Here is an 18,686-nt window from a genome sequence, read left to right as displayed (position 1 = left end):
GCGGGTGCGAGGGGTGGGGTGATGGGGAGTGGCGGGGATGGGGTGATGGGGAGTGGTGGGGATGGGGTGATGGGGAGTGGTGGCGGGGATGGGGTCAGAGGGCCCCCAGGGCGATGGCGCGGGCGGTGTGGAAGGCGGTCAGGGGGTCGCGTTCGGGGTAGGACCAGGGGGCCGGTGTGACGTGGTCGCCGATCCGGTGGAACAGGGCGGCGGCCTCGGCGCCCCGGCCTTCGCAGACCTTGGCGTGTGCGAGGAAGTTCAGGTCGACCAGCCGGCGCGGATGGTCCTCGTGCTCCCACTCCAGCCACCAGTCGAAGGCGGCCTTCATCACCTGCCGGGCGCGTCGGCCGACCCAGTGTCCGGAGGCGACCGGGTCGGCGGGTTCGTGCCCGGCGGCGGCCAGGGTGCGGTAGCGCTCGGCGTGCGCGATGACCGGCAGGATGGCCAGCGGAGAGTCGGCGGGCGCCTGCTCGGCGGCCCAGTTGGCGAAGTCGTACACCTCGTGCAGCGGGTCCGGGCCCGCCTCCACACGACGCTCCGCGAGCCAGGCGACCACCAGGTGGTGGGCGTGGTGGTGGTCCGCGTAGCGGGTGCGGACCTGCTCGAAGATCCGGACCACGTCCCCCTCCGCTCCCTGGGCGCACTCCAGCATCAGCAGGCCCAGCCAGGGAGTCGGGTCGGCGGGCAGGAGCTGGGCCGCTTGCCGGCAGGTCTCGCGGACCCGGGCCGGTTTCTCCTTGCCGCGCAGCGCGCGCCGCACCTGGGCCAGGGCGAGCAGCACCGAGGCGTCACCGGAGTCGGGCTCGGCGAGCAGCCACTCGCGGGCCCAGCCGGCACAGTACGACTCCTTCGCGAGCACCGTGATCCGATGCCCCCGGCGGTCCCAGTCGTCCCCCGTACGGACGAGCAGTGAGCGGGTGTTCTGCCATCGGCCCTGCGCCAGCGCGGCCCTCGCGGCGGCGAGTTCGGCGTCGTCGAGAGCCTCGTCGAAGGCCTGTGCCGCGCGTTTGCGGGCACGGCCGAGGGGAGGCGGGGGTGGGGACACCGCGGAACTTCCTCACGCGCTCTTCTTGTGGCACGGCTCACGGCGGGTGGTCGGTGCGGCAGTGGTCGGCTGCCGACTGCCATGAGCTGATCACAGACAGCAAACCGTCAGCCCATGGATCACGTCAAGGGCACCCAGGCTGTTACACGCGTCAACTCCGGTCACGAACGGGCAACTTGTGACACCGGAGGCGTCGCGTCATCGCGGGTGCGCGGCGTTCGGGCACCGCTGCTTTGATGGCCGTATGAGTGCTGACGAGATCATCGACATCGTCGACGAGAACGACCGGGTGGTCGGGCAGTCGCCCCGCGGTGAGGCCTACGCCCGGGGCCTGCGCCACCGGTGCGCCTTCGTCCTGGTCCGGGACGCGCGGGGGCGGGTCTTCGTCCACCGCCGCACGGCCACCAAGCTGGTCTTTCCCTCGCTGTACGACATGTTCGTCGGCGGGGTCGTGGGCGCCGGCGAGGGATACGACGAGGCGGCACTGAGGGAGGCGGAGGAGGAACTGGGCGTGCGTGATCTGCCGCGCCCCGCGCACCTGTTCACGTTCCTCTACGACGACGGCGCGGGGCGGACCTGGTGGTCGGCGGTGTACGAGGTGCGCTGCGAGCGGCCCGTGCGGCCGCAGGCGGAGGAGGTGGCCTGGCACGCCTTCCTGCCGGAGGCGGAGGTGGAGCGGCGGCTGGGCGAGGGCGAGTGGGAGTGGGAGTGGGTGCCGGACGGGGTGGCGGCGTACGAGCGGCTCCGGGCGTGGCGGCAGGGAAGGCCCGGGGGGTCGGTAGGGTCCTCGGCGTGATCGAATTCGTGCGGAACGTCCGGTTGTGGTTCGCGCCGGCGGAGGTGCGGCGGGAGGGTACGACGCCCGACTACCGGTTCTCGCTGGCGAACGAGCGGACGTTCCTGGCCTGGCTGCGCACCGCGCTCGCGCTGATCGGCGGTGGATTCGCCGTGGATCAGTTCCTGCCGGATCTGCCGTGGGGGTGGCGGGTCGGGCTCGCGCTCGCATTGCTCGCCGCGGGTGCGCTGTGCGCGCTGCGGGCGGTCAACCACTGGGTGCGGTGCGAGCGGGCGATGCGGCGGGGGGAGGACCTGCCGGTGTCGCGCTTTCCGGCGCTGCTGAGTGCGGTGGTGGCGGTGGTGGCCGTCGCGATGGTCGTGGTGGTGCTCTTCGGGTGGACGGAATGAGCGGGGCGGTCCCCCGCGGGGCCGAGCGGGATCCCGGGCTGCAGCCCGAGCGGACCCGGCTGGCGTGGCGGCGTACGACGCTGTCGAGCACGGTGGTGCTCGCCCTGGCGGGGCGGGCGGCACTGGCGGGCGGGGGGTCGTCGGTGGGTGGGGTGGTGGCGGGGGTGGTGTGCTGCGGGTGCTGGGTGGGGCTTCTGGCCATCGCGCATCGACGGATTCGCGCGTTGGCCCGTGGCGGGGTGCCCGGGGAGCTGGTTCCCCGGTATGCGGCCGCGGTGGCGGTGTGTGTGGTGGGGCTGGTGGGGGGTGGGGCGGGGCTGGTGCTGGGCGGGTAGTCGCGGGCGAGTTGTCTTCGCCCCAGCCGCCCCTTCCCGTCCCGTCCCCGGGGCTGCGCCCCGGACCCCCGTGTCGTCCCCCTTCGGGCTTCGTCCTCGGAGTCCCCCGGAGGGGGTACCACCCCCGGACTCCCCCGCTCACTGGGGCAGCGTGACCACGATCTTGCCCCTGGTGCGGCCCTCCTGGTTCAGGCGGTGGGCCTCCGCCGCCTGGGCCAGGGGGAAGGTCTGTGAGACGTGTACCGTCAGGACGCCCTGGTCGGCCAGTTCGGAGAGGCGGGACAGGTCCTGGGGGTCGGGGCGGACGAACCAGTACTGGCCACCGAGGTCCACCACCCCCGGGTCGGCGATCGAGGCCAGGCGGCCGTCGGGGGCCAGGAGGTTCACGGAGGCCTTGAGGGCGTCCTGGCCCACGGTGTCGAACACCGCGTCCAGGCCCTCGGGGGCCAGACCCCGTACCCGTTCCGCGAGGCCCTCGCCGTAGCTCACCGGCTCCCCGCCCAGTCCGCGGACGAAGTCGTGGTTGTGCTCGCTCGCCGTGCCGATCACCCTGGCGCCGAGGTGGGCCGCGAGCTGGACGGCGATGGATCCCACCCCGCCGGCCGCGGCGTGCACCAGGACGGTCTCACCCCGCTCGACACCGAGGACACGGTGCAGCACCTGGTACGCGGTCAGGCCGACGAGGGGAAGGCCCGCCGCCTCCTCGAAGGACAGGGTGCGCGGCTTGCGCGCCAGGGTGCGTACCGGGGCCGCCACGTACTCCGCGAAGGTGCCCTGGGACAGGACGTCCTTGCGGACATAGCCGATCACCTCGTCACCGACGGCGAACTCCGGTACGGCCGGACCTGGTTGCACCACCACGCCCGCCATGTCCCAGCCGGGGACGACCGGGAAGACCGCCGGAAGGACCGGGTCGAGGTAGCCCTCGCGGCACTTCCAGTCGACCGGGTTGACGCCTGCCGCCCGCACCTTCACCAGCACCGAGTCGGGACCGACCTTGGGGTCGTCGACCTCTCCGAGTTCGAGTACCTCGGGGCCGCCGTACCGTGCGTAGCTGATCGCCTTCATGGATCCGACCCTCCAAGGTCCGCGCCCGCCGTGCAAGCCGGATCGTCCGATACACGCCATTCGCGTGGCGGCGGAACATCCGGCGGACACCCTCAACGCCTATCGTGGGCCCGATCACGTTTCCCCCTCGCTCTGGACGGCATACCGACCGGTCGGCATCATAAGGCGGGTAGTGTTTCCCGCCCGGAGGAGCGACGATGAGCACCGACCACCCGCCCGGACTCGATCTCGACCGGCTTCGCGGCCTGCTGAGCCGGGAGCGGCCCGGCCTGGTGAGCGGCCCGCTCTCCGGCCGGCTGATCGAGGGCGGCCGGTCGAATCTCACCTACGCGGTCTCCGACGGCACCGCGCGATGGGTCGTACGGCGCCCGCCGCTCGGCCATGTCCTGGCCACCGCGCACGACATGCGGCGCGAACACCGGGTGATCAGCGCGCTGCACCCCACCGCCGTACCGGTGCCGCGCCCCGTGCTGCTGTGCGAGGACGAGGAGGTGCTCGGGGCACCCTTCTACGTCATGGAGTTCGTCGAGGGCACCCCGTACCGCACCGCGGACCAGCTCGCCCCGCTCGGTCCCGAGCGCACCCGGGATGCCGTGCTGAACCTGGTGGACACCCTGGTCGAGCTGCACGCGGTGGATCCCGGCGAGGTGGGGCTCGCGGACTTCGGCCGCCCCGAAGGCTTCCTGGACCGTCAGTTGCGACGCTGGGGCAAGCAGCTGGACGCCTCCCGCAACCGGGAGCTGGCCGGGATCGACGAGCTGCACGCAGCCCTCGGGCGCGAGCTGCCCGTCTCCCCGGCGCCGTCCGTGGTGCACGGCGACTACCGGCTCGACAACGCGCTGATCGGCGAGGACGACAGGATCAGGGCCGTCCTCGACTGGGAGATGTCCACCCTCGGTGACCCGCTCACCGACCTCGGGCTGCTGGTGATGTACAGCATGCCGCTGGGCATGCCGGACTCGCCCGTCTCCACGACCGCCGAGGCCCCCGGGCACCCCACACCGGCCGAGCTGGTCGAGCGGTACGCCGTCCGGTCCGGGCGCGACGTCTCCGCGGTGTCCTGGTACACGGCGTTCGCCTGGTTCAAGCTGGCCGTGATCCTGGAGGGCATCCACTACCGCTACACACTGGGCCGGACGGTCGGGCGCGGCTTCGACCGCATCGGCGATCTGGTCCCGGTCTTCATCGAGCACGGTCTGACCACTCTTCAGGAAGGCTGACCCGTCATGGACTTCGCGTTCGACGCACGCACCGAGGAACTGCGCGCCAGGCTTCTCGCCTTCATGGACGAGTACGTCTACCCGGCCGAGCGGCTCGCCCACGAGCAGCGTGCCCGGCTGGCCTCGCCGTGGGAGGACGTCCCCGTCGTGGCGGAGCTGAAGGCCGAGGCCCGTCGGCAGGGGCTGTGGAACCTCTTCCTTCCCGACGACGAGTACGGGGCCGGCCTCACCAACCTCCAGTACGCCCCGCTCGCCGAGATCATGGGCCGCTCCCCGCAGATCGCCCCGACCGTCACCAACTGCGCGGCTCCCGACACCGGGAACATGGAGGTGCTGGCGCAGTTCGGCGACGAGGCCCAGAAGAAGCAGTGGCTGGAGCCCCTGCTGGCCGGTGAGATCCGCTCGGCGTTCGCGATGACCGAGCCGGACGTGGCCTCCTCGGACGCCACCAACATCACCACGCACCTGCGGCGGGACGGCGACGAGTACGTGGTCAACGGCCGCAAGTGGTACATCTCCGGGGCGATGCACCCGGAGTGCAGGATCTTCATCGTGATGGGCAAGACCGACCCGGAGGGGGCGGACGTCCGCCGCCAGCAGTCCATGATCCTCGTCCCGCGCGACACCCCGGGCGTCACGATCACCCGCGCCATGCAGGTGTTCGGTTACGAGGACCATTACCACGGCGGACACGCCGAGGTGATCTTCGACGACGCGCGCGTGCCGGTCTCGAACCTGATCGGTGAGGAGGGCGGCGGCTTCGCCATCGCGCAGGCCCGGCTCGGCCCCGGCCGGATCCACCACTGCATGCGGCTGATCGGCATGGCCGAGCGTGCCATCGAGCTGATGTGCCGCCGCGCGGTGTCCCGGGACGCGTTCGGCAAGCCGCTGGCACAGCAGGGTGTGGTGCAGAACTGGATCGCCGACGCGCGCGTGGCGGTCGAGCAGCTGCGGCTGCTGGTGCTGAAGACGGCCTGGATGATGGACACCGTCGGCAACCGGGGCGCCCACACCGAGATCCAGGCCATCAAGATCGCCACCCCGCGCACGGTCGTCGGCATCCTCGACCGGGCGATCCAGCTGTACGGCGCGGGCGGGGTCAGCCAGGACTTCCCGCTCGCCGAGCTGTACGCCGGTGCCCGCACCCTGATGATCGCCGACGGGCCCGACGAGGTGCACCAGCGGTCGCTGGCGCGCCGGGAGCTGAAGAAGTACCGGTAGGCACGGTCGTCAGGAGCCGCCGGTGGTGGGGGGTGTGCGGACGGACGCCCCCCCACCACCGGGGTACGGGCCCTTCGTCACCCGCGGGCCGGTGAAGGGAGAACGGCGCGCGACGCCGTTCCCGCTCGTCGGCCGGTCAGCGCTCCAGGTCCCCGCGCATCCGCACGAAGAGCTTTCCGGCGTCGGCGAGCGTGCTGTCCTCGAAGAGCGCGACGGCCGCCGTTCCCTCGTCGGCCCACCCGCAGATGACGTTGCCGTCCTCGCTCAGGGAGGCCAGCAGGCACTCCACCGAGCCGCCGAGCGGTCCGGGCTCCACCGGCTCCGCCTGGGGCTGCCCCAGCTCCGGGTCCCACTGGATGTACTCGAGCATGCCCCGGAACAGGTGCTCACGGCGCTTGCTGGTGTCCTCGGGCACCTGGTCCACGCCCTCGAACAGCACCGGCGCGCCCTGTCCGCCCGGGTCGCCGTAGTTCCCGACGACCAGGGTCATGCCGTCGCGCATCTCGCCCGGGTCGACGGGAGTGTCCGTCAGCGCCCTGTCCCCCGTCAGTTTGTCCAGGCCGCCCGCCGTGGGGGCGTCCACCAGGGCGCGCGGAGCGTTGGGCTCCGCGGAGGGCGCCGGTGACTGTGCTCCGGAGACCTGCCCGCTCGGGGAGGCGACCGGGACGGGCACGTCGTCCGCCCGGCAACCGCTGACCGCCGTCAGCATCGCCAGCACCGCCACCGCCGTCAGGCCCGCTCTCGCCGCAGACGCACGCTTCATGAAACCCCCCGCTGTCGATCCACTCGTCCTGGCCGCCGCGCCGGGCGGCGGGCATGATCAGTGACGAGCCGTTCCGGCCGGATGGTTCCCGTTCGGCACGGTCGCCCCGCCGGCCGGGCGCCGCGCGGGGACGGGCGGGGTGACGGCGCGAAGACGGGCCGGCGATGCGGCGGCCCGCCACCACACGGGGCCGCCGCCCCGGCCCCGCAGCGGTGCCCCGGGCGGCCGTCGACGCGGATGCTCCCCGATGCCGCCGGGCGGCTCAGGGGCGCAGCGCCCGCAGCAGCAGGTCCGCCAGGTGGTCGGCGACCTCCTGAGGGCTGAGCGGGCCGTCGGGGCGGTACCAGGTCGACAGGTGGTGCACGGAGCCGAAGTGGTAGTCGACCACGAGGTCGGCCGGGGTGGCCGTGGAGAAGACGCCCTCCCGCTGGCCCTCCTCGATCAGCGCGCGGAAGCGTTCGTGGTAGCGGCGGCGCTCGGCGCGCACCTGCTTGTTCTTCTCCGGGCCGAGGTGGTGCATGGAGCGGAAGAAGATGGACGCGTCGTCGAGGTTCTCGATCGTGGTGACGACGACGTCGGCCGCCGCGCCGCGCAGCCGCTTCTCGATCGGCTCGTCGGCGTTCGCGAAGTGGTCCAGCCGTTCCTGCTGGAGGCGGAGCACGCGCGCGTACACCTCGTGCAGCAGGTCGTCCTTGGAACCGAAGTAGTGGTACAGCGCCCCCTTGGTGACGCCGGCCGCCTCCACGATCTCCTGCACCGAGGTGCGGTCGTAGCCCTGCTCGGCGAAGAGCCGGGTGGCGGCGGCCAGCAGCCGCTGCGGCACGGGAGCCCCGTCACCGTCCGTCGTCCTGGGCACTGCCGCCACCCGCCTTTCCGTGTCGCTGTCAGTCGTCGTGGGCCGGGGAACGCGGTTCCCGACGGAGGATCTTCCCACTGTCCGCGCCCGGCGCGTCCGGCAGGATCTTTGCCCGGTGTGGTTCCGTGCGGGCGGCCAGTCTCTCCCCGGGACGGGCGGCGGGTACAGCCGGGTCCGTGCCGGCACCGGCCGGGGCGGTCACCGGACGGTCTCCCAGTGCTGCTGGATGCGGTTCATGCCGGAGAGCCAGCGGTCGGGATCGGTGGCGCGGGCCGTGTAGTACTCGGCGACCTCGGGGTGCGGGAGGATCAGGAAGCGGTCCTCCTCGATGCCGCGGAAGAGGGCGTCGGCCACGTCGTCCGGTTCGATCGCGGTGGGCTTGAGAACCAGGTCCCCCGCGCTGCCGGTGGCGTCGAGCATGTCGGTGCGCACGCCCTGCGGGCAGATCGCGTGCACCTTCACCCCGCGGTGGCGGTACGTCAGCGACAGCCACTCGGCGAAGGCGTAGGCGCCGTGCTTGGTGACGCTGTAGGGAGCGGTGCCGATCATGGTGAGCAGTCCGGCGGCGGAGACGGTGGAGACGAAGCGGCCGCCGCCGCGCTCCAGCCAGTCCGGCAGCAGTGCGTGCGCCGCGCGGACGTGCGCCATCACGTTGACGTCCCAGGAGAGGGCCCAGCCCGGCTCGTCGAGGGGTTCGCCGGGCTCCCCGCCGTCGCGTCCGACGCCGGCGTTGGCGCAGTAGACGTCGATCGTCCCGCCGAGCGCCTCCCGGGCCTCGGTGACGATCGAGGAGGCGTCGCCCGGGACGGCGGTCCCGCCGATCTCCGCTGCGACGGCCTTCGCGCGGTCCGCGTCCAGGTCGTTGACCACGACCCGCGCCCCCTGGGCCGCGAAGCGGCGGGCGAGCGCCGCTCCGATGCCGCCCCCGGCTCCCGTGACGACCACGTTCGCACCCTGCACGGCTCGCACCATCGGACTCCTTCGACACGGCTCCCAGCGGCTTCCGGCCATCAGACTAACCGGTCGGTATGCACAGTGGAAGAGGTCTTCGGCGTGGGGCCGGTCCGGTTCGTTCCCCGGGCCGGTCGCCCGCGCTAGCGTGCGTGGGCATGACACCCGCCGCGATCACGGAGGTCACCGTATGACGTTGTCCAGACGAAACCTGTTAGCCACCGGCACGGCCGCGTTCGCGGCCTCCGCCGCACCGGCGGCCGCCGCTTCCGGGCCGACGGCACCCCGTGGTGGCGGCGGAAGGCTGCGCACGGGATTCGAACGGCTCGCCGCGGACGGTTACGCGCTGCTCGACGGGCAGCGGGTGGGCGTGGTCACCAACCCCACCGGCATCACCCGGGACGTGCGGCACATCGTCGACGTCATGCACGGCGACGACCGGGTCGATCTGATCGCCGTCTTCGGTCCCGAGCACGGCTTCCGGGGCACCGCACAGGCGGGCGGCTCCGAGGGCCGCCACGACGACCCGGCGACCGGCCTGCCGGTCTACGACACGTATCTGAAGAGCGGTCAGGCACTCGCCGACATCTTCACCGCGTCCGGCGTGGACACGGTGGTCTTCGACATCCAGGACGTCGGCGCGCGGTTCTACACCTACATCTGGACCCTGTTCGACTGCATGGAGTCGGCGCGGACGGCGGGCAAGCGGTTCGTGGTCCTGGACCGGCCGAACCCGGTGACCGGGCGGGCCGCGCTGGGGCCGGTGCTGCACAAGGAATTCGCGACCTTCGTCGGACGGCAGCCGATCTCGCAGGCGCACGGCATGACGGTGGCCGAGCTGGCGCGGCTGTTCAACGGGGAGTTCCTGCCGGCGCCGGTGCCGCTGGAGACCGTACGGATGTCGGGCTGGAAGCGGTCGGACTTCTACGACGCCTCCGGGCTGCCGTGGGTGCCGCCGAGCCCGAACATGCCGACGCCGGAGACGGCGCTGGTGTACTCCGGGACGTGTCTGTTCGAGGGCACGAACCTGTCGGAGGGGCGGGGCACCACCCGGCCGTTCGAACTGCTGGGCGCGGAGGGGATCGGCCGGGACTGGGCGGAGGAGGCGAACGGGCTGGGGCTGGGAGGCGTGCGCCTGCGTGAGGCGTACTTCGCGCCGACGTTCTCCAAGTTCCAGGGGAAGACCATCGGCGGCGTGCAGCTGCACGTCCACGACCGGGAGGCGTTCGACCCGGTGCGGACGGGGATCGGGCTGCTGATCACGGCCAGGCGGTCGTGGAGCGGGTTCGCCTGGCGCCCGGACCACTGGATCGACAAGCTCACGGGCTCCACGCTCGTGCGCACAATGATCGACGCGGGCGCGGACACGGACGAGGTGGTCGGTGGCTGGCAGGAAGAGCTGACGGGGTTCCGGAGGATGCGGCGGGAGTACCTCCTCTACCGCTGAGCGGGGCGGGGCGGACGGCGGCGGGTCACGGACGACGACCCGCCGCCGTTCCGCCTGGGAGCGCCCGCACGGCTGTGACCTGCGGTGTCGCGGGTCTCGCCGGATCGGTACGGGGCTGCGGTCCCGGTGGATCGGTGAGCCGTGTGCATATCGGGCGGCTGTTCAGGAACCCGTGGAAGCCGCGGGGAGTTCTCAGTCTGTCGAGGAGGCGCTCCTTCCCCGCGGGGAGGGCCCGGATCGCGTGACCGGCGGTGTTTCCGTGTCCGACCACAACTGAAGCACGAGCCACAGGAGTTGGCCCGCGTGCCCCCGGCCGCCGGCTGAAGGGGGCAGCGGAAAAAAGGATGGAGCCGATTCATGTGTCGATACGTCTATTCGGCGACGTCCGTTCGACGACGCCGAAGTGACCGGATTACAGGTGCAGGTGTGACGGAGGTGCAGGACGATGGCCGGTTTCCGGAGTCTGGCGAGACAGGTCCGAGATCCGCGGTGTGATCTGGCACTGCGGCGCTATTCGCTGCGCAAGTGCCTTGAGCGGTTCGCTCCTTACGGGCACAGGGCGACCTGGGACCATCTGTGCTCGCGGGCCGGGTTCGATCCCGAGGACCGCTCCGTCGACCCGGTGCGGCTCGTGGCCGCGCTGGACGAGCTGGAGGAGGCCCGGGCGGTCTGGCTGGCCTACGAGGTGGAGTTCGCCGAGCGCCGCAGGAAGGAGAAGCACGACGGACTGCGCAGGCCGGGCAGTGTGGACGACTGGCACCGGCTGACCTGGGGAGGTTTCGGTGTGGCCTGGTGCGACGACCCGCGGGTGCATCCGCGGGAGCCACTGGCCGAGGTGCTGCGGCGGCTGATCGCCGCCCTGGAGCGTGAGCCGGGTACGGCCTGCCCCGTGTGCCGGGGGGAACGGCTCGTGTGGCGGCACGACCTGGATCACGAGCCCTCGACGGGCCCGGTCTGCACGGACTGCGGAATCCTGGTGCCGCGCCCCGTGCTCACCCCCGGGGCCATGGCGGACGCCCGCCGGGCGAGGCTGCTGGTCTCGGCCTGAGACGTAGGGAGCAACGGGGGCAGGGGGTGCGCCGGGGATGCCGCACCCCCGAGGGCTCCGGGGACGGTAGCAGGCGTTAAACCGCTCGTACCGGAAATTTTCACCCTGGACAGTCGGTGGCGACGAAACGCACCTGAGAGCCCAGGGGAGCTGTCCGATGTCGACGCTACGCGTCACCGCCGAAGTCCTGACCGTTCACGAACACCCGGGCGCCGACGCCCTCGAACTGGCCCAGGTGGGCCTGTACCGGGCCGTTGTCGCCAAGGGCGCCTACCGCACCGGCGACGTGGCGGTCTACATCCCCGAACAGTCCGTGCTGCCGGCCGGGCTGATCGAGGAGCTGGGGCTGACCGGGCGCCTGGCGGGCGGGAACCACGACCGGGTCAAGGCGATCCGGCTGCGCGGGGAGCTGTCGCAGGGCATCGTGTGCCGGCCGAAGGCGCTCGCGGATGTCGACCTGGTGCGGTCCGCCGCCGACGGCACCGACTTCGCGGAGCCGCTGGGCATCACCAAGTGGGTTCCACCGGTGCCGCCGACCATGAACGGCGAGGTGGAGTCCGCGCCGGAACTGCTGCCCTGGGTCGACATCGAGAACATCCAGCGCTACCCGGAGATCTTCAGCCCGGGCGAGCCCGTGGTGCTCACCGAGAAGCTGCACGGCACGGCCTGCCTGCTGACGTACTCCGCCGAGGAGAACCGGGTGTACGTCTCCTCCAAGGGGTTCGGCGCCCGGTCGCTGGCCCTGAGGGAGGACCCGCGCAACCTGTACTGGCGTGCGGTGCGCGCACACGGTGTCGCCGAGGCCGCGGCGGAGCTCGCCGTCAGGCTGGGGGCGCGGCGGGTCGGTGTCTTCGGCGAGGTGTACGGCGCGGGGGTGCAGGACCTGACGTACGGCGCGGACGGCCGCCGCGACACCCTCGGGTACGCGGTGTTCGACGTGTCCGCCGAGATCGACGGCCGGGTGCGCTGGCTGGACGCCGCGGCACTGCTGGAGGACCGGCTGCCGCTGGTGCCACGGCTGTTCTCCGGCCCGTACGACAGTGAGCGGGTGCTGGCGATCGCCAGTGGCCGGGAGACGGTGTCCGGCCGGGAGCTGCACCTTCGGGAGGGCGTGGTGATCCGGCCCGCGGTCGAGCGGCACAGCCCGGTGACCGGCGGTCGCGCGGTGGCCAAGGCCGTGAGCCCGGCGTATCTGACCCGCAAGGGCGGAACCGAGTACGAGTGAGCCGGACGTCGCGGGCCGCCGGCCTTCCGGCACCGGTCCGCGAACCCGGCCCGCGCCGGGCAGCCCGCGAAACCGCCGTGCGTGGCGGCCCGCGGTCCGCCCCGGACGGGCGCCCGTGCGGGACCCACGGGACAGCCCCAAGCGAGCACCATGCGGGTCGACACCGGCGGACGACGTGCAACGACACGGAGGGCCGTCCGCGAGGGCGGCCCTGGCGGGCTGCACGGGACGGCCACCCGGGCGGAGCGCACGGGAGAACGACCTGGAGGGGCGGCCCGCGGGACGGGCCCTCAGCGGCCGACCAGGAGATCGACTAGAAGAGACAGCCCGCCGAGGGCGGCGCGGGACGGTGACCCGGGCGGACAGTCCTCGAGGCGGCCCTGCGGGGCTCCCTCGGAAGGCCGGTCCCTGTGGGCGCCCCGCGAGGCCGGTCCACGAGCCCGGCGCGGGTGGCCGTCCGAGCCACGGCTCCGGGAGACGGACACCGGACGGCGGACCCCGGGCACCGGGCCGTGCACCGGTCCGAGAGACCGCCCGGACCACGGACCGGCCTACCGACCAGCGAGAACGGCCCGCTGGACCGGGCCGTGGCGCGCCCTCCGGCCTGGTCAGTGGTCGTCGCGTGCCCGCTGCCCGTTCCCGGTCAGCAGGCGGGAGCCGGTCTGGCGTTCGCCGAAGGCGTCGTCCGGGTTGGACAGGACACAGCTGTCCAGGGAGAGGCAGCCGCAGCCGATGCAGTCCGTGAGGTGGTCGCGCAGGCGGTTGAGCTGCCGGATGCGCTCGTCCAGCTCCGAGCGCCAGGCCTCCGACAGATGCGCCCAGTCGTCCCGGGTGGGGGTTCGTTCCTCCGGCAGCTCGGCGAGCGCCGCGCGGATCGTGGCGAGCGGGATGCCGACGCGCTGGGCGGCGCGGATGAAGGCGACCCGGCGCAGGGTGTCACGGCTGTAGCGGCGCTGGTTGCCCGGTGTGCGCCGACTGCTGATCAGGCCCTTGGACTCGTAGAAGTGCAGGGCGGAGACGGCGGCGCCGCTGCGGGCGGCGAGCTGGCCGACCGTGAGCTCGTGGATCTTCTCTGGAATCCGGTGCACTCCTCGAACCCTACCGACGCCGCGACGCCCGGGTGCGTTGACAGGGGCTCCCCGTCCGACCATGCTAAGCAGTTGCTTAGGCATGCGCACGCGGATGCGCCTGCTACTACGTGACGCGAGAGGCCGGGACATGGCAGAGCCGAGGATCTTCACGTCCGTCGACGACCTGAAGGCGGCGGTGGGTGAACAGCTGGGGTACACCGACTGGCTGGAGGTCGACCAGAAGCGGATCGATCTGTTCGCCGAGGCCACCGGGGACCACCAGTGGATCCACGTCGATCCGGAGAAGGCGGCGACGGGCCCGTTCGGCACGACCATCGCGCACGGCTATCTGACGCTGGCGCTGCTGCCGCTGTTCGGCCCGCAGCTGATCTCCGTCGAGGGCGTGCGGATGGGCGTCAACTACGGCACCAACAAGGTGCGCTTCCCCGCCCCGGTACCGGTCGGCTCACGCCTGCGAGCCACCGCGACGGTCACCGCCGTGGACGAGGTGACGGACGGCGTGCAGTTGACCACGGCGTTCACCGTGGAGCGCGAGGGCGGCGACAAGCCGGTGTGCGTGGCCGAGTCGGTGGCCCGCTACTACTTCTGAGCGGCGCCGGCCCTCCGGGCCCCGACCATCCTGAGCACGAGATCGGCGTAGAGCTCGCCGACCTGCTCGGGGGTGCGGGGCCCGTCGACGTTGAACCAGCGGGCGACGTCGATGCACAGGGAGAGCACGGCGAGGGTGGTGCCCGGTACGTCGGTGACGTCGAAGTCGCCGGAGCGCACACCCTCCTCGATGATCCCGCGCACCTCGGCGTCGACCTGGCGCCGCAGGCCGACGATCTCCGCGCGGGCGTCGGGTCCGAGCGAGTCGAGTTCGTACTGCACGACCCGGGCGGTGGTACGGCCGCCGGCGTGCCAGCGGACGAAGGAGCTGACCGCGTCCGCGAGCCGCTCGGCCGGGGTGCCCTCGGCGCGGGCCGCCGTGCGCAGGATCTCCACGGCCTTCTCGTGGCCGATCCTGCTGATGCGGTGCAGCAGTTCTTCCTTGGTCTTGTAGTGGATGTAGAGCGCCGCCGGGCTCATCCCGGCGCGGCCCGCGATGTCGCGGGTCGTGGTGGCGTGGTAGCCGCGCTCCGCGAACGCCTCCACGGCGGCGAGCAGCAGCCGTCGGGCCGCATCGGGCGTGACCTCACCCCACGGCTGCGCCTCACCGCCGGCCGTCTCCTCCGCCGTACTCATCGCTCACCCCATTCGCTGGCAGGGACAACACCATACCGGCTAGGGTGAGCGAGCGCTTAGCGCCGGTCCGGCGGAGCATCGCGGAGCCCGGTCGGGGAGCCCTCGCCGGCCGAAGGACGCCGGCCCCGCCCCGGCGGCACCGGTCGGGTGCCGGGCTCCCCCGCCCGCCCGCCCGCGGCTCCGCCCCTCCGCCCGAGCCCGAGTGCCCGGCTCGGGGCCACCGCGTCGACGCCCTCCTCCGCCTCGCGGCTGGGTGTCGCCCTCCGCCCGCCCGTGCGCGACGCGGATCCCCGGTCCCCGCGCCCGCTCCGCCGGGACGGGATCCGGCGCTCCGCCTCAGAGCTTCTGCAGGGGGTCGTGCTCGGCGAGCAGCTTCTCCAGGCGGGCCTGGTCGACGCGGTTCACGATCTGTCCGGCCTCCTGGCGGTCGCGGATGACCTTGGCCAGGGTGAAGGCCGAGGTGACGAGGTACAGGACCGCGATGCCCAGGAAGGCGCGGACCCAGGCATCGGTCTCCAGGTTGAAGATGCCGACCGCGGTGGCGCCCAGGGCCACTCCGAAGGACGCCACGGCCTGCCCGTAGAAGGCGGCCGTGCTCTGCTGCTTGACCGGTGTGTCGCTCATGGTGACAAGACTCCGCGGATGTGGCCGCGGCCACATCCGCTCGGATACTCAGGCGCGTACTCAGAAGGCCGAAACCCCGGTCAGGGAACGGCCGATGACCAGCTTCTGGATCTGGCTGGTGCCCTCGTACAGGGTCATCACGCGCGCGTCGCGCAGGAGTTTGCCCGCCGGGTACTCGTCGATGTAGCCGTAGCCGCCGAAGACCTGCAGGGCGTTGTTGGCCGCGCGGACGGCCGCCTCCGAGGCGAAGAGCTTGGCCTTGGAGGACTCGACGGCGAACGGCCGCCCCCGGTCGATCAGATCGGCGACGCGCCAGGTCAGCAGCCGGGCCGCGTCGACGTCCACGGCGATGTCGCTGATCAGCTCCTGGACGAGCTGGTGGCGGGCGATGGGCTTCCCGAACTGCTCGCGCTCCCTGGCGTAGCGCACGGCGGCGTCCAGGGCGGCCTGGGCGATCCCGACGCAGCCGGCCGCCACCGACATCCGGCCCTTGGCGAGGGCGGCCAGGGCGATCGAGAAGCCCTTGCCCTCCTCCCCCAGCATCGCGCCGGCGGGAACGCGGACGTCCTGGAGGACCAGCTCGGCGGTGGCCTGGCCGCGCAGACCGAGCTTGCCGTGGACGGTGCGGCGGGTGAGCCCCGGGGTGTCCGTGGGGACGAGGAAGGCGGAGACGCCCTTGTGACCGGGGGCGTCGGTGGAGCGCGCGAAGAGCAGGACGACGTCGGCCCAGGTGCCGTTGGTGATGAACATCTTGGTGCCGGTGATGACGTAGTCGTCGCCGTCCCGCACCGCGCGTGCGGTGAGGTTGCCGGCGTCGGAGCCGGTGCCCGGCTCGGTGAGGCCGAAGCAGCCGACGTACTCCCCGGAGGTGAGGCCCGGCAGCCAGGTGCGCTTCTGCTCCTCGCTCCCCCGGGCGGCGATCGTCTTGGCGACCAGGCCGAGGGAGACCGAGACGATGCCGCGCACGGAGGAGTCGCCACGGCCCAGTTCCTCGGTGACCAGGCAGTACGCGAGATGGTCGCCGCCACAGCCGCCGTACTCCTCGTCGACCGTCAGCCCGAGGAAGCCGACCTCGCCGAGCTTCCTGACGATGCCGCGGTCGACTTCCTCGGCGCGGTCCCAGGCGGCGGCGTGGGGCGCCACCTCGCGTTCCACGAAGTCGCGGGCGAGCCGGCGGACGGCCTCCTGCTCGTCGCTCAGCTCCAGGTCCATACCGAGTCACCCCACGTGAGATCCGCTTGCCGTGCGCCTTCGAAGGCCGCACCCGATTTAATTAGCACTGCTAGTTTCTGTTCGCGGTCCTACTATGTGCCCCATGGCCCGACCGCGCAAGCCCTTGCTCAGCACCGACCGGATCGTCGAAGCGGCCCGGGCGCTCGTGGACGCGGAAGGCCTGGCCGCCGTCTCCACGCGCCGGCTCGCCGCGGAGCTCGGGGTGAGCGGGCCCTCGCTCTACAACCACTTCCGCACCAAGGACGAGATCCTCGAGGCGGTGGCCGACTCGGTGAGCGCGCTGGTCGACCTGTCGATGTTCGAGGACGGGCGGGACTGGCGGACCGCACTGCGCGACTGGGCGGTCTCCTACCGCGGCGCGCTGCGCGACCATCCGAACATCGTCCCCGTGATGGCCCGCGGCCCCGGCCGCCGTCCGGCAGCCCTGCGGCTGGCGGACGCGGCCTATGGGGCGATGGTCGAGGCGGGCTGGCCGCCCGCGCAGGCCACCTCCATCGGCGCGCTGATGCGGTACTTCATCATGGGCTCCGCGCTCGGCTCCTTCGCGGGCGGCTTCGTCGACGACGCCGGCGCCTACGACCCCGCCGACTACCCGCACCTCGGGCAGGCCCATCTGCTCTCCGAGCAGCAGGAGAAGATCGACGAGCGGGCCTTCGAGACGGGCCTGGCCGCCCTGCTGGACGGGCTGGCGCTCCAGTACGAGCACGTGCGGAGGGGTACCTGAGGTCTGAGGCGAACCGCCGGAGGGGCTGAAGTCAGCGGGTGCCGCCGGCACGGCGACGGCGCCCGCCGTCGCAAGGGCGCCCGGACAGCCGCGGGCCGGCCGGGCCTCCGGGCCGGTCTGACGCGGACGGCGGACCCCCCGCCACGCCGGGGAACCGTCCCCCTCCGGCTCCGTCCGGGGCCCGCGGCCCAGGCGCCCACGGGCGCTTCGGTGGTGGACGCCTCCCGGGGGACCGGGGCAACTGCCCGCGGCCCGGCTCACCGGCCTACCCCAGGTTCTCGGGGAGCCGGGGCATGACGGGGCCGCGGGCGCGAGCGGGCCAGCGTATTGTCAGAAGATCACCAGTGCCCGTCCGCCCTTGCCCGCGAGCATGGTGTCGAAGGCGGACGGGATGTCGTCCAGGGTGATCCGTTCGGTGACGAGGGCGCCCAGGTCCAGGCGGCCCGCCCGGATGTGCCCGGCGAGGACCGGAAGGTCCCGGGCCGGGTCGGAGTTTCCGTAGACGCAGCCGGAGAGGGTCCGGCCCCAGTGGAAGATCTCCAGGGCGTTGAAGGTGACCTGCTGGTCCTTGCCGCCGATGCCGACGACCGTGGTGCGCCCGCCGCGCCGGGTGGATTCCCAGGCGGTACGGATGGTGATCGCCCGGCCCACACACTCCACGGCCACGTCCACGCCTTCCTTGCCGGTGCGGGCGCGGATCTCCCGGGCGGTGGTGTCCGACGCGACCAGGTAGTCGGTGGCGCCGGCGGAGCGGGCCAGTTCCTCCTTCTCCGGGGAGACGTCGACCGCGACGATCGTGGACGCGCCCGCGATCCTGGCGGCCTGGAGAGCGGCGAGACCGACTCCCCCGACGCCGAACACCGCCACGGTCTCTCCGGGCCGCACCTGGGCGGAGTGGTGGACGGCGCCGTAGCCGGTGAGCACCGCGCAGCCCAGCAGGGCGGCGTCGGTGAGCGGGACACCGTCCGGGGCGGGCAGCACGCAGGAGGCGGGCACCACCGTCTCCTCGGCGAACGCGGCGACGTTCAGCCCGGGGTACAGGTCGGTGCCGTCGTCGGCGCGGCGGGCGTGTACCTCGGCGGCGCCGGCCAGCGCGTTCGCGCAGAGCCAGACCTCGCCGCGCGCGCAGGCGGGGCAGGCGCCGCAGGACGGGGCCCAGTTGAGGACCACACCGTCACCGGGCGAGACATGGGTGACGCCCTCGCCGACGGCGAGGACCGTACCGGCACCCTCGTGGCCGAGGACGGCCGGAACCGGCAGGCGCATGGTGCCGTTGGACAGAGACAGATCGGAGTGGCAGACGCCGGCGGCGGCGAGCCGGACGCGGACCCGGCCGGGTCCGGGCGCGGGCAGGTCGATCCCCGTGATCTCCAACGGGGCGCCGACGGCGGGCAGAACGGCGGCACGTACGGCCATGATGGTGACG

The 18,686-nt window shown here is 72.7% G+C and carries 20 protein-coding genes; 10 read left to right on the top strand and 10 right to left on the bottom strand.

Translation table 11 applies throughout. The features are described from left to right. Positions 1–94: 94 nt before the first annotated feature. The gene (locus tag ACIF9R_RS00530) at positions 95–1,045 is read right to left on the bottom strand and encodes a hypothetical protein (RefSeq protein WP_399972257.1); all 951 of its coding nucleotides are present in this window, start codon (positions 1,043–1,045) and stop codon (positions 95–97) included. A gap of 244 nt (positions 1,046–1,289) precedes the next feature. Between ACIF9R_RS00530 and ACIF9R_RS00525 the strand changes: the two genes are divergently transcribed. Genes ACIF9R_RS00525 through ACIF9R_RS00515 form a run of 3 tightly spaced genes read left to right on the top strand, consistent with a single transcriptional unit; the run spans position 1,290 to position 2,565 of the window. Further along, entirely contained in the window at positions 1,290–1,841 is a 552-nt protein-coding gene (locus ACIF9R_RS00525; RefSeq protein ID WP_399972255.1) for an NUDIX domain-containing protein, read from the top strand. After that, positions 1,838–2,230 carry a YidH family protein gene (locus ACIF9R_RS00520; RefSeq protein ID WP_399972252.1) on the top strand — a complete coding sequence of 131 codons (393 nt, stop codon included), beginning with the start codon at positions 1,838–1,840 and terminating at the stop codon, positions 2,228–2,230. Before ACIF9R_RS00525 ends, ACIF9R_RS00520 begins: the two co-directional genes overlap by 4 nt. Then, a complete protein-coding gene (locus ACIF9R_RS00515; protein WP_399972249.1) occupies positions 2,227–2,565 on the top strand; it encodes a DUF202 domain-containing protein in 339 nt (112 codons plus the stop codon). The genes ACIF9R_RS00520 and ACIF9R_RS00515 overlap by 4 nt, the downstream gene beginning before the upstream one ends. Before the next feature lie 138 nt (positions 2,566–2,703). On the opposite strand, the gene ACIF9R_RS00510 is transcribed toward ACIF9R_RS00515, so the two are convergent. Beyond that, complete coding sequence (locus ACIF9R_RS00510) at positions 2,704–3,633, bottom strand: NADP-dependent oxidoreductase (RefSeq protein ID WP_399972246.1); 930 nt, start codon at positions 3,631–3,633, stop codon at positions 2,704–2,706. A gap of 197 nt (positions 3,634–3,830) precedes the next feature. Here ACIF9R_RS00510 and ACIF9R_RS00505 point away from each other — a divergent pair, with 197 nt between their 5' ends. Further along, positions 3,831–4,853 (top strand): phosphotransferase family protein, encoded by a 1,023-nt coding sequence (locus tag ACIF9R_RS00505; protein WP_399972244.1) that lies wholly within the window; start codon positions 3,831–3,833, stop codon positions 4,851–4,853. Between the two features lie 6 nt (positions 4,854–4,859). Beyond that, positions 4,860–6,074, top strand: coding sequence for an acyl-CoA dehydrogenase family protein (locus ACIF9R_RS00500; RefSeq protein WP_399972241.1), 1,215 nt, complete (start codon positions 4,860–4,862; stop codon positions 6,072–6,074). Between the two features lie 136 nt (positions 6,075–6,210). Here the strand turns inward: ACIF9R_RS00500 and ACIF9R_RS00495 are convergent, their stop codons facing one another. From ACIF9R_RS00495 to ACIF9R_RS00485, 3 genes are all read right to left on the bottom strand, one after another. Next, positions 6,211–6,837, bottom strand: a complete 627-nt coding sequence (locus tag ACIF9R_RS00495) for a hypothetical protein (protein WP_399972239.1) — start codon at positions 6,835–6,837, stop codon at positions 6,211–6,213. A 262-nt stretch (positions 6,838–7,099) separates the two neighbouring features. Further along, complete coding sequence (locus ACIF9R_RS00490) at positions 7,100–7,693, bottom strand: TetR/AcrR family transcriptional regulator (protein ID WP_399972236.1); 594 nt, start codon at positions 7,691–7,693, stop codon at positions 7,100–7,102. A gap of 198 nt (positions 7,694–7,891) precedes the next feature. Then, the gene (locus ACIF9R_RS00485; protein ID WP_399972233.1) at positions 7,892–8,665 is read right to left on the bottom strand and encodes an SDR family oxidoreductase; all 774 of its coding nucleotides are present in this window, start codon (positions 8,663–8,665) and stop codon (positions 7,892–7,894) included. Positions 8,666–8,834: 169 nt separating this feature from the next. Here ACIF9R_RS00485 and ACIF9R_RS00480 point away from each other — a divergent pair, with 169 nt between their 5' ends. From ACIF9R_RS00480 to ACIF9R_RS00470, 3 genes are all read left to right on the top strand, one after another. After that, positions 8,835–10,091, top strand: a complete 1,257-nt coding sequence (locus ACIF9R_RS00480; RefSeq protein ID WP_399972230.1) for an exo-beta-N-acetylmuramidase NamZ domain-containing protein — start codon at positions 8,835–8,837, stop codon at positions 10,089–10,091. 445 nt (positions 10,092–10,536) lie between these two features. Continuing rightward, positions 10,537–11,139 (top strand): hypothetical protein, encoded by a 603-nt coding sequence (locus ACIF9R_RS00475; RefSeq protein ID WP_399972227.1) that lies wholly within the window; start codon positions 10,537–10,539, stop codon positions 11,137–11,139. A gap of 157 nt (positions 11,140–11,296) precedes the next feature. Continuing rightward, positions 11,297–12,364 (top strand): RNA ligase (ATP), encoded by a 1,068-nt coding sequence (locus ACIF9R_RS00470; RefSeq protein ID WP_399972225.1) that lies wholly within the window; start codon positions 11,297–11,299, stop codon positions 12,362–12,364. A 608-nt stretch (positions 12,365–12,972) separates the two neighbouring features. On the opposite strand, the gene soxR is transcribed toward ACIF9R_RS00470, so the two are convergent. Continuing rightward, positions 12,973–13,452 carry a redox-sensitive transcriptional activator SoxR gene (soxR, locus tag ACIF9R_RS00465; protein ID WP_399972222.1) on the bottom strand — a complete coding sequence of 160 codons (480 nt, stop codon included), beginning with the start codon at positions 13,450–13,452 and terminating at the stop codon, positions 12,973–12,975. Positions 13,453–13,582: 130 nt separating this feature from the next. Here soxR and ACIF9R_RS00460 point away from each other — a divergent pair, with 130 nt between their 5' ends. Further along, positions 13,583–14,044, top strand: a complete 462-nt coding sequence (locus ACIF9R_RS00460) for a MaoC family dehydratase (protein WP_399972220.1) — start codon at positions 13,583–13,585, stop codon at positions 14,042–14,044. On the opposite strand, the gene ACIF9R_RS00455 is transcribed toward ACIF9R_RS00460, so the two are convergent. The 3 genes from ACIF9R_RS00455 to ACIF9R_RS00445 all read right to left on the bottom strand — a co-directional run bounded on the left by ACIF9R_RS00455 (position 14,035) and on the right by ACIF9R_RS00445 (position 16,515). Next, a complete protein-coding gene (locus ACIF9R_RS00455) occupies positions 14,035–14,679 on the bottom strand; it encodes a TetR/AcrR family transcriptional regulator (protein ID WP_399972217.1) in 645 nt (214 codons plus the stop codon). The two genes, ACIF9R_RS00460 and ACIF9R_RS00455, sit on opposite strands and share 10 nt — an antisense overlap. A 336-nt stretch (positions 14,680–15,015) precedes the next feature. After that, positions 15,016–15,303, bottom strand: coding sequence for a YiaA/YiaB family inner membrane protein (locus tag ACIF9R_RS00450; RefSeq protein ID WP_150153759.1), 288 nt, complete (start codon positions 15,301–15,303; stop codon positions 15,016–15,018). A gap of 60 nt (positions 15,304–15,363) precedes the next feature. After that, a complete protein-coding gene (locus ACIF9R_RS00445) occupies positions 15,364–16,515 on the bottom strand; it encodes an acyl-CoA dehydrogenase family protein (RefSeq protein WP_399972214.1) in 1,152 nt (383 codons plus the stop codon). A gap of 103 nt (positions 16,516–16,618) precedes the next feature. Here ACIF9R_RS00445 and ACIF9R_RS00440 point away from each other — a divergent pair, with 103 nt between their 5' ends. Next, complete coding sequence (locus ACIF9R_RS00440; RefSeq protein WP_399972211.1) at positions 16,619–17,260, top strand: TetR/AcrR family transcriptional regulator; 642 nt, start codon at positions 16,619–16,621, stop codon at positions 17,258–17,260. 330 nt (positions 17,261–17,590) lie between these two features. Here the strand turns inward: ACIF9R_RS00440 and ACIF9R_RS00435 are convergent, their stop codons facing one another. After that, a complete protein-coding gene (locus tag ACIF9R_RS00435) occupies positions 17,591–18,676 on the bottom strand; it encodes a Zn-dependent alcohol dehydrogenase (RefSeq protein WP_399972208.1) in 1,086 nt (361 codons plus the stop codon). Between the last annotated feature and the right edge of the window lie 10 nt (positions 18,677–18,686).

Origin of the sequence: Streptomyces sp. NPDC086080 (assembly GCF_044540255.1) — a bacterium.
Classification (GTDB): domain Bacteria; phylum Actinomycetota; class Actinomycetes; order Streptomycetales; family Streptomycetaceae; genus Streptomyces.
The sequence above is the reverse complement of the archived record's forward strand: the minus strand, read 5'-3'. Positions and strand labels throughout refer to the sequence as shown.